Raw genomic sequence first — 13,576 nt, 5'->3', positions numbered from 1 at the left:
TCGGGGGTCGGAGGTTCAAATCCTCTCGTGCCGACCAAAAATCCCAAGAAAACCAACCTTTAAGGTTGGTTTTTTTATATCCACAGCATTGTCTTGCTACCCTCACTTGCAGTTTTACTACATGCCCATACATAAAATGGGGTAACATTCACGCGCCTGGTAGCGTTACCAACGCTACGCTCAAACATAATGATTCTAATAAAACCTCAGGAGACTACTATGCCTGAAGCAACGCCTTTTCAGGTGATGATTGTGGATGATCATCCACTTATGCGACGCGGTGTTCGTCAGTTACTGGAGCTTGATCCTGGTTTTGAAGTGGTCGCCGAAGCAGGCGACGGCGCTAGTGCTATCGATCTGGCTAATCGACTGGATATCGACGTTATCTTGCTGGATCTCAATATGAAAGGTATGAGTGGCCTGGATACCCTCAATGCCTTGCGCAGGGATGGCGTTACCGCGCAAATTATTATCCTGACCGTATCAGATGCCTCCAGCGATGTCTTTGCACTGATAGACGCAGGCGCAGACGGCTATCTGCTAAAAGACAGCGACCCGGAAGTATTGCTGGAAGCAATTCGCGCCGGAGCAAAAGGCAGCAAAGTCTTTAGCGAACGCGTCAATCAGTACTTGCGCGAACGTGAAATGTTCGGTGCGGAAGAAGATCCCTTCAGCGTGCTGACGGAACGTGAGCTGGATGTTCTGCACGAGCTGGCGCAAGGGCTGTCGAATAAGCAAATTGCCTCGGTGTTGAATATTTCTGAGCAGACGGTAAAAGTGCACATTCGCAATCTGCTGCGTAAACTCAATGTCCGCTCACGCGTGGCGGCCACCATTCTGTTCCTGCAACAACGCGGGACACAATAAAAAATAGCCCGATGGATTTATCATCGGGCTGAGATTGATGACAAACGCAAAACTGCCTGATGCGCTATGCTTATCAGGCCTACTCAGATCGAGCAATGTATTGAATTTGCACGATTTTGTAGGCCGAATAAGGCGATCACGCCGCATCCGGCATAAACATAGCGCACGTTGTCATCCGCCTGGCTCCAATGGCGTCACCATCGGGCTTCTTCTTACTTACTCTCCTGCGGCGACAAATGCTGCATCGCCTGCGCGATACTGCGCTCAATCACCGCACGGCGAGTATCGTTGGCAGGCAAGAGTTTCAACATCATCTCCCACGCGGCAACGGCTTCGCCAAATCGCTGCTGCTCAAAGGCGTTAAACGCATACATGCTCAGCACGCGAATATTGCTGTGGTCACTTCTCACCAGTTGACGCAACAACTCGCCGCCCAGGCGGTTATCGTTGGGGTCAGAAGAACGCGTTAATGCCTCCGCGTAACCTAGCGCAGCATCACTGTTTTTCGGATCGAGGCGATACGCAGTGGCATATGCATCGGTCGCGATACTGGCGTTACCCAGCGCCATGCCAACGCGGCCCAACATAATCCAGCCTTCTATATCTCCCGGATTTTTTTGCAGTTGAGTACGCATCCCCAGCGCAAGACGTGACATCTCTTCTTCGTTGAGCGGATCGGCTTTCGGATCGAGCGCCCTGTCCAGCAACGCCGGAGCCTGTGCCGTGGCCTGCTGCCAAACTTTTACCTGCTGATAATTGCCAGTCTGGTAGTAGCTGACGCCTGCCACAATTAACGCCACCACAATACCCGGCAGATAAACAACATATCCGGCACGCTTACCTTCCGGCACGCTTTGTTCAGGAAACTCCTCCTGCGCCACATGCACCCGACGCCGCGAGCGGGAGTAAATCACCCAGCCGCCGATACCAATAGCGACAACTGGCAGCACCCACAGCAGCACGGTCAGCGGTGTTAATGGCGGATCGTAAGTGACGAAGTTGCCGTAACGCGCCACCATATAATCAACAATCTCTTTCTTGCTTTTACCTTCCTGCATCAGTTCATACACTTTCTGGCGCAGGTCAGTGGCAATCATCGAGTTGGAATCGGCAATACTGTTGTTCTGGCATTTCGGGCAGCGCAGTTCTTCCGTGAGCTGGCGGAACTGCTGTTCCTGTGCTTCATCTTTAAACTGCAACACGTCGATGGTCGCCAGCGCCGAGCCGGAGATCATCAGCATCAGCACGCCCAATAAAAACCTCATTGTGCGGCCTCCTTACTGTATTTCTCCCACAGCGGCTTGATCTCTTCTTCCCAGACGCGAGGATTGAGATCGCCCGCATGGCGATAGCGAATGATGCCGTTGCCATCGATGAGAAACGTTTCTGGCGCGCCATACACGCCAAGATCCAACCCTAACATGCCGTCGCCATCAAACAGGCTTAGCGCGTAAGGATTGCCCAGTTCTTTCAGCCAGCTAATTGCTTTCTGCCTGTCGTCTTTATAGTTCATACCCACCACGCGGATGCCCTGCGCAGAAAGCTGATTCAGATATTGATGTTCCGCACGGCAGGTCGGACACCAGGTCGCCCAGACGTTAAGCAGCACCGGTTTACCCTGAGTCAGCACGTCCGCCTGATAAAACTGACCGGGATTATCCAGTGATTCGAGGCGAAACGTCGGCACTGGCTTGCCAATGAGCGCCGATTCCAGATTGGTCGGATCATCCCCTTCGGCATTACGCGCCAGCTGCCACAGCAATGCTGCGGCAATCGCCAGGAAGATAATCAAAGGAATTAACAATACTTTGCGCTTCATACAGCCTCCGGCGCAGTTTTTTGCGGGTTCACGCGCTTGCGATAGCGAGGATCAAACAGGCACAGCAGCCCGCCCAACGCCATCATCAGCCCACCCGCCCAGATCCAGCGAACAAACGGTTTGTAGTAAAGACGAACTGCCCACGCGCCGTTTTCCAGCTCTTCGCCGAGCGCAGCGTACAGGTCACGAGTGATGCCGCCGTCAATCGCTGCTTCGGTCATCATCGACCCGGCAGTGTTGTAATAACGTTTTTCCGCATACAGCACCGTTTCCGGCTTGCCATCACGCGTTACGCCGATAGTCGCCACACCGCCACGCCAGTTCGGGCCAGTCACCTCTTTGACATCACGGAAGGTGAAGCGATATTCATGAATATCGACGCTATCGCCAGACTTCATGCGCACATCACGCTCAACGCTATAGTTCTGGCTGAAGGCAATGCCAACAATTGTCACCGCCAGTCCCAGATGAGCCGCCACCATCCCCCAATAACTGAAGGTGGTTTTCGTGCCGCGTGAAATACGCAGCGCAGCTTCCGCAATTGCCAGCACCGCAATCCAGCAGGCCATTGCCAGGCCAAGCACCGTCATCGCCACAACTTTGCTTTCGAACAGCCACGGCAACAGCAGAGACAGCACCAGCGTTGAGATGAAGGCGATAATCAACAAATTGCGGATTTTACGCGGGCGATCGCGTCCCCAGCGCACCAGAGGGCCGACGCCAAGCAACAGCGCAAACGGCACCATTAGCCAGGTAAACATGGTGTTGAAGAACGGTTCGCCAATCGAAATACTGCCCAGCCCCAGTTGTTTATGCACCAGCGGCAGCAGCGTCCCCAGCAACACCACCAGCATCGCGGCGACCAGCAAAACGTTGTTCGCTAACAGCAGAGATTCCCGCGACCACAGCGCATTATTTACGCGCGAGCGAACTTTGTGTCCACGCGCGGCAAACAGCAGCAGCGAACCGCCAATCACCAGTACCATAAAGGCGAGGATAAACATACCGCGCGCCGGATCAGACGCAAACGCGTGTACCGATACCAGCACGCCGGAACGCACCAGGAAAGTCCCCAGCAGACACAGCGAGAAGGCACTGATTGCCAACAGTAATGTCCACGCTTTGAAGCTGGCGCGTTGTTCAGTGACCGCCAGTGAGTGCATCAGCGCAGTCCCCACCAGCCACGGCATAAACGAGGCGTTTTCTACCGGATCCCAGAACCACCAGCCGCCCCAGCCGAGTTCGTAATAGGCCCATGCGGAACCAAGCACAATGCCGAGCGTCAGGAAGATCCACGCCGCCAGCGTCCACGGACGGGTAAAACGTGCGTAAGTGCTGTCCAGACGCCCACTCAACAAAGAAGCGATGGCAAAAGCAAACGCCACCGAGAAACCGACGTAGCCCATATAGAGCAGAGGCGGATGGAAGATCAGCCCCGGATCCTGCAACAGTGGGTTAAGATCGCGCCCTTCAATCGGGAAGTTCGGCAGCGTGCGGGAGAACGGGTTTGAGGTAAAGAGAATGAACAGCAAAAATCCGACGCTAACCATCCCCATTATCGCCAGTACGCGAGCAACAATATCCAGCGGAATACGCTGGCTAAAAATCGCTACCGCAAACGTCCAGCCGCTCATCAGCAACACCCACAGCAGCAGTGAACCTTCATGCGCGCCCCAGGTCGCCGCCACGCGATACCATACCGGAAGCTGGGTATTCGAGTTGCTGGCAACATAGGTGACGGTAAAGTCGTTGACCACGAAAGCATTGACCAGCACCAGAAATGCGCCAGCCACAGTCATGAACAGTAGCCAGGCAAACAAGCGGGAAGACGCCATCATGCGCGCATCTCCGCGCGCCACGCCCCATAACGGATACACGGACAGCAGCAGCGCAATTCCTAGCGCCAGGCACAGCAGCCCGTTACCAATTTCTGGCATCATGATGCTGGATCCTTATAAACACTCGCCGGGCGACGGTGATTCGCTTCCATCGCTTTTTCGACTTCTGGCGGCGTATAGTTTTCATCGTGTTTCGCCAGCACTTCTTTCGCGAGGATATGATTGCCTTTTTCCAGTTCGCCCTGCACCACAACGCCCTGCCCTTCACGGAACAGATCCGGCAAAATGCCTTCATAAGAGACATCCACTGAGCCTTCAGCGTCGTAAATGGTGAACGTTACTTTCAGCGAATTGGGATCGCGCTGCACGCTCCCCGGCATCACCATTCCGCCGACGCGCAGGCGCTGCCCGACTTCCGGCATCTGTTGGGTTTCACGTTTGCCGTAGAGAATCTCCCCCGGCGTATAAAAAAGATCGATATTCGAGCGCAGCGCATATAGCACCAGGCCAATCGTCAGCGCCAGCCCCGCCAGCACGGCACAGGCAATCCACAAGCGGTTTTTACGGCGAATATTCATGCAGCCTCCTGCTGTTGCGCAGCACGTAAACGCGCCTCACGCGCCCGCTGTTGCGCCACGCCACGCAGAATTGCGCGATGCTGCATCACCGAGTGCACGACCAAAACCACCAGCGGAATAACGGTCATCACCACCGCCAGCCAGACATAAAAGGCGTAACCGCCCATTGCGAAAAATTCATTCCAGGAAGCAAATGCAGGGGTCATTTACGGCCTCTTTTCAGTATCAGTTCACTCACCCACGGACGGCGTTTTTCCATCAGCAAAATCAAATTACGCATCCGCATCAGCGTCAGCGTGGCAGACAGCAGCAGGAAGCCGAAAATCGACCAGCGCAGCGGCGAACGCATCGCCGGATCGATACTTTGCTGCATTCGCGTTGATCCCTGATGCAGGGTGTTCCACCACTCCACGGAGTAATGAATAATCGGCAGATTCACCACGCCAATCAGCACCAGGATACCTGCCGCACGGCCCGCCAGACGGCGGTCGTCGAAGGCGTGCCACAGGGCAATCACACCCACATACAAAAACAGCAGCACCAGTTCAGAAGTCAGGCGTGCGTCCCATACCCACCAGGTGCCCCACATCGGTTTTCCCCACGCAGAACCGGTGACCAGGGCAATAAAGGTAAACACGGCACCAATGGGCGCCATCGCCGCCACCGCCAGGTTGGCCATTTTCATCTGCCAGACCAGGCCGATAAACGCGGCCACCGCCATTGAGGCATAAATCCCCATTGACCAGATCGCCGCAGGCACATGCAAGTAGATAATGCGGTAGCTATTTCCCTGTTGATAATCAGCGGGGGCAAAGCCGAATCCCCAGATCCAGCCGACGGTAAGCACAACCACACTGGCGATTGCCAGCCACGGTATAAACCAGCCACAGATTTGGTACAGCCGTGGTGGGATCGCCAGTTGATGCAGTGTTTTCCACATAGTTTCGATACCAGACTTGAACAAAAATCAGTAATCCAGCGTTATTGAATGCTGATTCTTAACGCTGCCGCCGTCGCAAAAGGACTTAATGTCGCGGTGCCTGCCAGCAACGCGCCTAAAATTGCCAGATACCCGTCAACGGGCAAATGCATCGAAGCCGCGTCCATCGCGGCGGTGGCAAAGATGAGTAATGGGATAGTCAGCGGTAACACCAGAATGCTCAATAGCACGCCGCCGCGCTTAAGCCCCACCGTCAGCGCCACGCCAGGTGCGCCGAGAAAGCCAAGCGTTGGGGTTCCCAGCAGCAGCGTCAGCGCCATCACTTGCCAGCCATAAACGTCCATTCCCAGTAGCAATGCCACCAGAGGCGAGAGGATGAGTAACGGCAGACCGGTTACCATCCAGTGCGCCATCACCTTCGCCAGCACAACGGCAGGCAAGGGTAACGGCAACAACATCAATTGTTCAAGACTGCCGTCCTGCAAATCGTCACGGAACAGTCGCTCCAGCGCCAGCAGTGAAGAAAGCAGCGCCGCAACCCAGATAACTCCCGGTGCAATACGCGCCAGCAGCTGCGGCTCCGGGCCAATACTGAGCGGAAAAAGGGTAATAACAATCAGGAAGAACCACAGCGGATTAGCGATTTCGGCACTATGGCGAAACGCCACGCGCAGCTCAAGACGGAAAATGCGCCAGAACATCATGCGGCCCTCGTTTGCGTCAGTGAAATGCGGCGAATTTTACTTTCAGCAACGTTGAGCGGCTGGTGAGTGGTCAGAATCACAATCCCCCCCTGCTCCGTATGTTGCGCCATTCGCTGGGTCAGACGATCGACGCCGTTAACGTCAATCGCGGTAAAAGGTTCGTCGAGGATCCATAACGTGGCACGGGTCAGCCACAGACGCGCTAAAGCGACGCGGCGTTGTTGCCCGGCAGAAAGTTGATTTACGGGAATATCTTCGAATCCGGCAAGCCCGGCCTGCGCCAGGGCGTCCAGACATTGTGCGGTATCACCATCGCGATGATAAAAGTGCAGATTTTCTAACGCCGTCAGCCGGGTTTTGATCCCCGGCTGATGGCCTATCCATAACAGGTTTTGATGGTAGCTGTCGCGTACCTGATGCAAGGGCTGCCCTTGCCAGAGAACGTCACCCGCATCAGGGCGAGACAACCCCGACAGCAAACGGAGAAGCGTTGTCTTCCCCGCGCCGTTGCTACCGGTGATTTGTACCCACTCTCCTGCGTTCAGCGTAAATGATAAACCACTAAATAAGGTTCGTTCATCCCGCTCACAAAGTAACTCTCTGGCTTCAAGCATACCCAAGCAATAACCCTGTTAAAAACCTGGCTCGACTTCACGCATATCGGGCAGCTTGTGCGCTATCCCTTTATGGCAATCAATACAGGTTTGCCCATCTTTCACCGCCTGGTCATGCATCTTCGCGGCAACCGATTTCTGGGCGGTTGTATCCATATACTCGAAGTTGTGACAGTTACGGCACTCCTGCGAGTTATTGTCCTTCATGCGCCGCCACTCATTCTGTGCCATCGTCAGGCGATGAGCTTCAAATTTCTGCGGCGTGTCAATAACGCCAAAAATTTTACCATACAGCTCTTTACTTGCTTTGAGCTTGCGTATCATCTTCGGCACAAACTCGTGCGGAACGTGACAATCCGGGCAGGTCGCACGCACGCCGCTACGGTTGTTGTAGTGCACGGAATCCATGTATTCCTGATACACCGTGTTACGCATTTCGTGGCAGCTAATGCAGAACTCTTCGGTGTTGGCTTTTTCCATACCGGTGTTAAAGCCGCCCCAGAAGACGATGCCGCCGACAAAACCGATCAACAGCAGCGTCCCCAGCGCCAGACGGCTGGGGGTACGCCACCATTTCCACAGGCGCTTAATCAGACCAGGCTTACGGTCAGAATTTCCCATAATAACCTCTTATTTCCCGTAACCTTTTGATGGGGTAAAGGTATTCCCCACGATTGGCGCGGTATCGGCCTGCGGCACGTGACATTGCAGACAGAAGTAACGACGCGGAGCCACTTCTGCGCCCACTTTGCCGTCGCTGTCCATAAAGTGAGTAGGACTGATACGCGGCGCGCCAGTGGTGCGATAACTTTCGACACCGTGGCACTGCAAGCAGCGGTTGGTATTGGTCGTTACCTGATAACCTTCAACGCTATGCGGGATCATTGGCGGCTGATTCACATAGTTCAGCGGCATTCGTTCCTGCTCTTTTGGCATCCGAATGGCCCCTTCCTGCGTCCCGGATACTTCCGGCGACTGGCTAAAATCGACGCCATTAGCCGCCCAAACTGCGCCGCTCACCACCAGGGCCAGCATCGCCGTCCATTGACACAGCGCCTTCTTCAGGTCATGGCTTTTCATGATTTCGCTCCCGAACTCCATCGTGTAGTTATTGTAAATACATCCTCAGAACAGACATCCACGCAGCGACCGCACGTCATGCAATCGCGGCTGGTGACCTGCACCGGGCTTTGTTCATCCAGCACCGGGGCACGTAGCACATGCGGTTCCGGGCAAACATGAAAACAATCCATACAGCGGTTACATTTCTGCCGATCGGTGGCCGCAACGGTAATCACACCTTTGCTACCCAGCACGCCATACAGTGCACCAACCGGACAAATGTGCCCGCACCAGCCGTGTTCAACGACCAGTAGATCAAATAAAAACAGCGCGAGAATAAGCAGCGCGCCGCTACCGAAGCCCATTACCAGGCTACGCCCCATCAGGGAAACGGGGTTGATCCATTCCCAGATGAGCGTGCCAGTTAAGGCCGAACCCACCAGAATGACCACCAACAGCACGTAGCGAATGTGGCGCGGGATCGTCGCAGACTGATTAAGGTCAAAACGCCGGCGCAACCAGTTCGCTAAGTCGGTAATCGGGTTCAGCGGGCAGACCCAACTGCAAAATAATCGCTTTCCTGCCAGGGCGTAGAGCACGGTGATAATTACCGCACCGGTCAACGCCACCGTGGCAGGCAGATGACCGCTGGCAAGACTTTGCAGCGTCATCAGCGGATCGGTCAGCGGAACGGTGTCGAATAACAGGCTACTGCTGTAGTTGCCGTGCAAAATCCACACACCAAACCACGGGCCGCTCAAAAACATCCCCAGCACGAAGAACTGACAAAGGCGACGCAATACCAGCCAACGGTGACTGCGCCACCAGCCTTTTTTCTCCAGCGCCTCGCGCCCGGCGTCACGTTTACGATTTGCCATTGTTCCCCTCCAGCCAGCCGAAGCGGTAATGGTGACCTAACTCCCCTTTCGCCAGTGACAGCGGTAACACCTTGATTGCCGGTTGTTCCAGCACGCACACTTTTTCGCACTTACCGCAGCCGGTACAGGCGTCGCTGTGAACCGTCGGCAGAAAGCGTGCGTGCTTACCAGTACGCGTGTTGCGCTCCAGCTCCAGGGTGATTGCCTCATCAATTTTCGGGCATTCGCGATAACAAACATCGCAGCGCAGCCCCTGAAAGTTGAGGCAGTTCTCCTGATCCACCAACACCGCCAGCCCCATTCGCGCGTCGTCGATCGATTCGATCTCACGATCCAACGCACCGCTCGGGCACACTTTGGCGCACGGAATGTCCTCACACATTTCGCAAGGAATATCCCGTGCGACAAAATATGGCGTGCCCGCCGACAGGCCAGAAGCCAGCGTCGCCAGTTTTAAGGTGTCATAAGGGCAAGCCTGAACACACTGACCGCAACGCACACAGGCACTGGCAAAGGCGTTCTCGTTTATGGCTCCGGGCGGGCGCAACCGCACGCCAGATGCGCGTGCGGTTTGCTGTTGTAACCCCAGCGCCACACCCACGGCAGCCAGCCCGCCTGCTGTGCGAACGACATCGCGCAGAAAGCGGCGGCGACCATTTTGAGGTTTCGCTGACCGGGACATAATGGCTTACACCTTCTCCAGTTTGACCGCGCACTTCTTGAAGTCCGTCTCTTTCGAGAGCGGATCGGTCGCGTCCAGCGTCAGTTTGTTAACCAGCTGTGCGGCATCGAAGAACGGCATGTACACCAAGCCCTGCGGCGGACGGTTACGACCGCGCGTTTCGACAATCGAGATCACTTCGCCACGGCGAGAAACCACTTTCACTTTGTCGCCACGACGCAGATCGCGCGCTTTCGCATCCAACGGGTGAATAAACAGGACCGCTTCCGGGAAGGCGCGGTGCAGTTCCGGTACACGGCGAGTCATACTGCCGGTATGCCAGTGCTCCAGAACGCGTCCGGTAGAGAGCCACAGGTCGTACTCTTCATCCGGTGCCTCCGCCGCCGGTTCGAACGGCAGCGCGAAGATCACCGCTTTGCCATCCGGTTTACCGTAGAACTTGTAGCCTTCGCCCGCTTTCACGTACGGGTCGTTACCTTCGCTGTAACGCCACTGCGTTTCTTTACCGTTCACTACCGGCCAGCGCAGACCGCGTGCTTTGTGGTAATCATCGAACGGTGCCAGATCGTGACCGTGACCGCGACCAAACCATGCGTACTCTTCGAACAGCCCTTTTTGCAGATAGAAGCCCAGCTCGCGGGATTCATCGTTCAGCTGATCTTCCGCCAGTTCGGATAGCGGGAATTTGCTCACTTCCGGGGTGGCATACAGAACTTCGTACAGCGTTTTGCCACGCAGTTCCGGTTTCTTCGCCAGCAGCTCTTCCGGCCATACTTCTTCAGTTTTGAAGCGGCGGGAGAACTGGACTAACTGCCAGAGATCCGATTTCGCTTCGCCCGGTGCCTGTACCTGCTGACGCCAGAATTGAGTACGGCGTTCGGCGTTACCGTAAGCCCCCTCTTTCTCTACCCACATTGCGGTCGGCAGGATCAAGTCGGCGGCCAGCGCACTGACTGTCGGATACGGATCGGAGACGATGATGAAGTTGCGCGGATCGCGCCAGCCCGGCATACGCTCTTCATTGATGTTCGGCCCGGCCTGCATGTTGTTGGTACACATGGTCCAGTAAACATTCAGCTTGCCGTCTTTCAGCGCACGGTCTTGTGCTACCGCATGCAGACCGATTTTCGCCGGAATGGTGCCGCTCGGGATATTCCACTTCTTCTCGCAGATATCACGATGTTTCTCGTTAGTTACCACCATGTCCGCAGGCAGACGGTGAGCAAAGGTGCCCACTTCACGCGCAGTACCACACGCGGAAGGCTGCCCGGTCAGGGAGAACGGACCGCAACCCGGCTGGGAAATTTTGCCGGTCAGCAGGTGCAGGTTGTAGACCAGGTTGTTGGCCCACACGCCACGAGTATGCTGGTTGAAGCCCATCGTCCAGTAGGAGATGACTTTCTTGTTCGGATCGGCATACAGCTGCGCCAGTTGTTCTAACTGGTCTTTCGGCACGCCGGTCATTTCGGCAGTTTTTTCCAGCGTATACTCAGCAACGAAGGCTTTGTAATCTTCAAAGCTCATCGGTTCGGAGGCGTCAGAACCTGGATTCTTCGCTGCTTTTTCCAGCGGATGGGTCGGACGTAAACCGTAGCCGATGTCCGTCGCCCCTTTGCGCAGGTTAACGTGTTTGCTGAAGAAGTCCTGATTTATCGCATTGTTTTGAATGATATAGTTGGCGATGTAGTTCAGGATCACCAGGTCAGATTGCGGCGTAAAGATGATGCCGTTATCCGCCAGTTCGAAGCTACGATGCTGGTAGGTAGAAAGCACCGCCACGGTGACGTTCTGGTTAGAGAGACGACGGTTAGTGATGCGCGACCAGAGGATCGGGTGCATCTCCGCCATGTTTGCGCCCCACAGCACAAACGCGTCAGCCTGTTCGATGTCGTCATAGCAGCCCATCGGCTCATCCATACCAAAGGTACGCATAAAGCCAACCACCGCCGACGCCATACAGTGACGCGCGTTCGGGTCGATGTTGTTCGAACGGAAGCCCGCTTTGAACAACTTGGACGCGGCATAACCTTCCCAGATAGTCCACTGACCAGAACCGAACATACCGATCGATTCCGGCCCTTTTTCTTTCAGGGCGGTTTTGAATTTCTCTTCCATCACATCGAAGGCTTGATCCCAGGTGATTGGGGTAAATTCGCCTTCTTTGTCATATTTACCGTTTTTCATACGCAGCAGCGGCTGCGTCAAACGGTCTTTACCGTACATGATTTTGGGCAGGAAATAGCCCTTAATGCAGTTCAGACCACGGTTAACCGGTGCGTCCGGGTCGCCCTGACAGGCCACCACACGCCCCTGCTGCGTTCCGACCAGAACGCCGCAACCAGTACCGCAGAAACGGCACGGCGCTTTATCCCATTTAATGGCTTCCTGCTGACCAACAACGGCGCGGGCAACGCCCGGCACGCTGAGACCGGCAGCCGCCGCAGCGGCCGCAACGGCGTTAGCTTTCATAAAGCTACGACGACTGAGTTTCATGGTGTTTCCTCACCTTGCTCTTCCTGCTGGTGATAAACCAGCGACACCGCCAGCACGCCCTCTACGTTGCGTACTGACTCAATGGTTTGGATCAGCGTTTCGCTGTCTTCTGCTTCCACCACCACAATCAACTGACCGCTCGGCGCGTCGCTGACAGCAACTTCACAGCCGGGAAAGGCGTTCAGTTGGGTGCTGATGTCTGAAATTCGTTCGCTTTTGGCCTGCACGACCAGGCTGCAAACTTGCCAGTTAGTGTGCATGGAGATACTCCGCAGTTATGGCTGATACCGGACAACTGGCTGCACATGCTCCACATCCGTTGCAAAGTTGGCTATTAAGTTGCGGCTGGTAGATCCCGGAGAGCGTCGGGCGAAAGATAATTGCCATTGGCTCACAGCTATCCTGACAGCGGCGGCATTCAACTGACTGATACGCCAGGCACGCCTCCCCGATGGTGAACAGCAAATCCCAGGCCCTGGTGTAGCGCGGAGAAAATAGCGATTCGGGGCAAGCCTGCGCGCAGGCGTAACAGAAGCTGCACTCGTTATTTTTGAAATTAACGCTCGGATAGCCGCCCGCGCCGCGTTGCAGAATGTTGTTTTCACAAGCATTAATACAGGCGTCGCAGCGGGTGCAATGGGTCAGAAAATGAGATTCATCACCGGACCAGGGCGGACGGATACCGTTACTGGCTTTGCGCCAGCGACCAGTGAGTATGCCCCGACGGGATGCATCAATCTTCACATTGACCTTCCATCATTAACGCGCTCTGAAAACTGAGAGCGACCAAATAAACCGCATAATTAATAAGCCATTTTTATAGCCGCTAAGATATTAAAGGATGTGTCAAAGATGCATACCCCGATCGGGGTAAAACCTGTAGCAGGATCAAAAGAGTGGTGGGAAGAGTGGCAAAAACGGGCTTTTGCTCACATCTCAAATGGTTATAAACATATTTATATAGCGATTAATTCACCAGAAATATTTCTCCAGGCTTCGCCATTCATCAGAATTTAACACTAAAAGGGCAGGTAAAATTGTCTGAATATTCTTTAGGTTATTCATAAAGCAAATTAATAAATCTGATGAATATGTTAACCT

Annotated in this window: 17 protein-coding genes; 2 read left to right on the top strand and 15 right to left on the bottom strand. The window is 54.9% G+C overall.

The genetic code is table 11. The annotated features are described in order from the left end of the window. Nucleotides 1-219 precede the first annotated feature (219 nt). Nucleotides 220-867: a nitrate/nitrite response regulator protein NarP gene (gene narP, locus A7Z29_RS06065; RefSeq protein ID WP_010348111.1), complete on the top strand. Its 648-nt coding sequence runs from the start codon at nucleotides 220-222 to the stop codon at nucleotides 865-867. A 212-nt stretch (nucleotides 868-1,079) separates the two neighbouring features. Here narP and ccmH read toward each other — a convergent pair whose 3' ends face one another. Genes ccmH through napF form a run of 15 tightly spaced genes read right to left on the bottom strand, consistent with a single transcriptional unit; the run spans nucleotide 1,080 to nucleotide 13,219 of the window. Next, the gene (gene ccmH / locus A7Z29_RS06060; RefSeq protein WP_001211595.1) at nucleotides 1,080-2,132 is read right to left on the bottom strand and encodes a cytochrome c-type biogenesis thiol:disulfide oxidoreductase CcmH; all 1,053 of its coding nucleotides are present in this window, start codon (nucleotides 2,130-2,132) and stop codon (nucleotides 1,080-1,082) included. Then, complete coding sequence (dsbE, locus tag A7Z29_RS06055; protein WP_000824453.1) at nucleotides 2,129-2,686, bottom strand: thiol:disulfide interchange protein DsbE; 558 nt, start codon at nucleotides 2,684-2,686, stop codon at nucleotides 2,129-2,131. Before dsbE ends, ccmH begins: the two co-directional genes overlap by 4 nt. Next, nucleotides 2,683-4,626 (bottom strand): cytochrome c-type biogenesis heme lyase CcmF, encoded by a 1,944-nt coding sequence (ccmF, locus tag A7Z29_RS06050; RefSeq protein WP_000982467.1) that lies wholly within the window; start codon nucleotides 4,624-4,626, stop codon nucleotides 2,683-2,685. Before ccmF ends, dsbE begins: the two co-directional genes overlap by 4 nt. Then, entirely contained in the window at nucleotides 4,623-5,102 is a 480-nt protein-coding gene (ccmE, locus tag A7Z29_RS06045; RefSeq protein ID WP_001026418.1) for a cytochrome c maturation protein CcmE, read from the bottom strand. Before ccmE ends, ccmF begins: the two co-directional genes overlap by 4 nt. After that, entirely contained in the window at nucleotides 5,099-5,308 is a 210-nt protein-coding gene (ccmD, locus tag A7Z29_RS06040; protein ID WP_000186547.1) for a heme exporter protein CcmD, read from the bottom strand. The genes ccmE and ccmD overlap by 4 nt, the downstream gene beginning before the upstream one ends. Continuing rightward, nucleotides 5,305-6,042, bottom strand: a complete 738-nt coding sequence (gene ccmC, locus A7Z29_RS06035; RefSeq protein ID WP_001295447.1) for a heme exporter protein CcmC — start codon at nucleotides 6,040-6,042, stop codon at nucleotides 5,305-5,307. The genes ccmD and ccmC overlap by 4 nt, the downstream gene beginning before the upstream one ends. 41 nt (nucleotides 6,043-6,083) lie before the next feature. Further along, nucleotides 6,084-6,746: a heme exporter protein CcmB gene (ccmB, locus tag A7Z29_RS06030; protein ID WP_000971739.1), complete on the bottom strand. Its 663-nt coding sequence runs from the start codon at nucleotides 6,744-6,746 to the stop codon at nucleotides 6,084-6,086. Next, complete coding sequence (ccmA, locus tag A7Z29_RS06025; RefSeq protein WP_105289941.1) at nucleotides 6,743-7,366, bottom strand: cytochrome c biogenesis heme-transporting ATPase CcmA; 624 nt, start codon at nucleotides 7,364-7,366, stop codon at nucleotides 6,743-6,745. Before ccmA ends, ccmB begins: the two co-directional genes overlap by 4 nt. Before the next feature lie 12 nt (nucleotides 7,367-7,378). After that, the gene (gene napC / locus A7Z29_RS06020) at nucleotides 7,379-7,981 is read right to left on the bottom strand and encodes a cytochrome c-type protein NapC (RefSeq protein ID WP_000528376.1); all 603 of its coding nucleotides are present in this window, start codon (nucleotides 7,979-7,981) and stop codon (nucleotides 7,379-7,381) included. Nucleotides 7,982-7,990: 9 nt separating this feature from the next. Further along, nucleotides 7,991-8,440: a nitrate reductase cytochrome c-type subunit gene (napB, locus tag A7Z29_RS06015; protein ID WP_000835177.1), complete on the bottom strand. Its 450-nt coding sequence runs from the start codon at nucleotides 8,438-8,440 to the stop codon at nucleotides 7,991-7,993. Next, on the bottom strand, nucleotides 8,437-9,300 hold the full coding sequence (gene napH / locus A7Z29_RS06010) for a quinol dehydrogenase ferredoxin subunit NapH (protein WP_000013515.1): 864 nt from the start codon (nucleotides 9,298-9,300) through the stop codon (nucleotides 8,437-8,439). The genes napB and napH overlap by 4 nt, the downstream gene beginning before the upstream one ends. Then, the gene (gene napG / locus A7Z29_RS06005; RefSeq protein ID WP_000091291.1) at nucleotides 9,287-9,982 is read right to left on the bottom strand and encodes a ferredoxin-type protein NapG; all 696 of its coding nucleotides are present in this window, start codon (nucleotides 9,980-9,982) and stop codon (nucleotides 9,287-9,289) included. The genes napH and napG overlap by 14 nt, the downstream gene beginning before the upstream one ends. A 6-nt stretch (nucleotides 9,983-9,988) precedes the next feature. Continuing rightward, on the bottom strand, nucleotides 9,989-12,475 hold the full coding sequence (gene napA, locus A7Z29_RS06000) for a periplasmic nitrate reductase subunit alpha (RefSeq protein WP_000778064.1): 2,487 nt from the start codon (nucleotides 12,473-12,475) through the stop codon (nucleotides 9,989-9,991). After that, nucleotides 12,472-12,735 (bottom strand): chaperone NapD, encoded by a 264-nt coding sequence (napD, locus tag A7Z29_RS05995; protein ID WP_000557378.1) that lies wholly within the window; start codon nucleotides 12,733-12,735, stop codon nucleotides 12,472-12,474. The genes napA and napD overlap by 4 nt, the downstream gene beginning before the upstream one ends. After that, nucleotides 12,725-13,219 carry a ferredoxin-type protein NapF gene (gene napF / locus A7Z29_RS05990; RefSeq protein ID WP_105289940.1) on the bottom strand — a complete coding sequence of 165 codons (495 nt, stop codon included), beginning with the start codon at nucleotides 13,217-13,219 and terminating at the stop codon, nucleotides 12,725-12,727. Before napF ends, napD begins: the two co-directional genes overlap by 11 nt. A gap of 108 nt (nucleotides 13,220-13,327) precedes the next feature. Between napF and A7Z29_RS23370 the strand changes: the two genes are divergently transcribed. After that, nucleotides 13,328-13,492 carry a hypothetical protein gene (locus A7Z29_RS23370; protein ID WP_021551082.1) on the top strand — a complete coding sequence of 55 codons (165 nt, stop codon included), beginning with the start codon at nucleotides 13,328-13,330 and terminating at the stop codon, nucleotides 13,490-13,492. Nucleotides 13,493-13,576: the final 84 nt, after the last annotated feature.

This window comes from Escherichia sp. MOD1-EC6842 (assembly GCF_002965705.1).
Lineage (GTDB): Bacteria > Pseudomonadota > Gammaproteobacteria > Enterobacterales > Enterobacteriaceae > Escherichia > Escherichia ruysiae.
This window is presented reverse-complemented; position numbering and strand designations above follow the sequence as displayed.

What these genes read in the sequence shown, in the direction of transcription:
- napH (WP_000013515.1), bottom strand. Translation starts at nt 9,300, where the DNA reads ATGGCAAATCGTAAACGTGACGCCGGGCGCGAGGCGCTGGAGAAAAAA.
- ccmF (WP_000982467.1), bottom strand. Translation starts at nt 4,626, where the DNA reads ATGATGCCAGAAATTGGTAACGGGCTGCTGTGCCTGGCGCTAGGAATT.
- A7Z29_RS23370 (WP_021551082.1), top strand. Translation starts at nt 13,328, where the DNA reads ATGCATACCCCGATCGGGGTAAAACCTGTAGCAGGATCAAAAGAGTGG.
- ccmC (WP_001295447.1), bottom strand. Translation starts at nt 6,042, where the DNA reads ATGTGGAAAACACTGCATCAACTGGCGATCCCACCACGGCTGTACCAA.
- ccmD (WP_000186547.1), bottom strand. Translation starts at nt 5,308, where the DNA reads ATGACCCCTGCATTTGCTTCCTGGAATGAATTTTTCGCAATGGGCGGT.
- ccmE (WP_001026418.1), bottom strand. Translation starts at nt 5,102, where the DNA reads ATGAATATTCGCCGTAAAAACCGCTTGTGGATTGCCTGTGCCGTGCTG.
- dsbE (WP_000824453.1), bottom strand. Translation starts at nt 2,686, where the DNA reads ATGAAGCGCAAAGTATTGTTAATTCCTTTGATTATCTTCCTGGCGATT.
- ccmH (WP_001211595.1), bottom strand. Translation starts at nt 2,132, where the DNA reads ATGAGGTTTTTATTGGGCGTGCTGATGCTGATGATCTCCGGCTCGGCG.
- napA (WP_000778064.1), bottom strand. Translation starts at nt 12,475, where the DNA reads ATGAAACTCAGTCGTCGTAGCTTTATGAAAGCTAACGCCGTTGCGGCC.
- napD (WP_000557378.1), bottom strand. Translation starts at nt 12,735, where the DNA reads ATGCACACTAACTGGCAAGTTTGCAGCCTGGTCGTGCAGGCCAAAAGC.
- napB (WP_000835177.1), bottom strand. Translation starts at nt 8,440, where the DNA reads ATGAAAAGCCATGACCTGAAGAAGGCGCTGTGTCAATGGACGGCGATG.
- ccmB (WP_000971739.1), bottom strand. Translation starts at nt 6,746, where the DNA reads ATGATGTTCTGGCGCATTTTCCGTCTTGAGCTGCGCGTGGCGTTTCGC.
- napG (WP_000091291.1), bottom strand. Translation starts at nt 9,982, where the DNA reads ATGTCCCGGTCAGCGAAACCTCAAAATGGTCGCCGCCGCTTTCTGCGC.
- napC (WP_000528376.1), bottom strand. Translation starts at nt 7,981, where the DNA reads ATGGGAAATTCTGACCGTAAGCCTGGTCTGATTAAGCGCCTGTGGAAA.
- narP (WP_010348111.1), top strand. Translation starts at nt 220, where the DNA reads ATGCCTGAAGCAACGCCTTTTCAGGTGATGATTGTGGATGATCATCCA.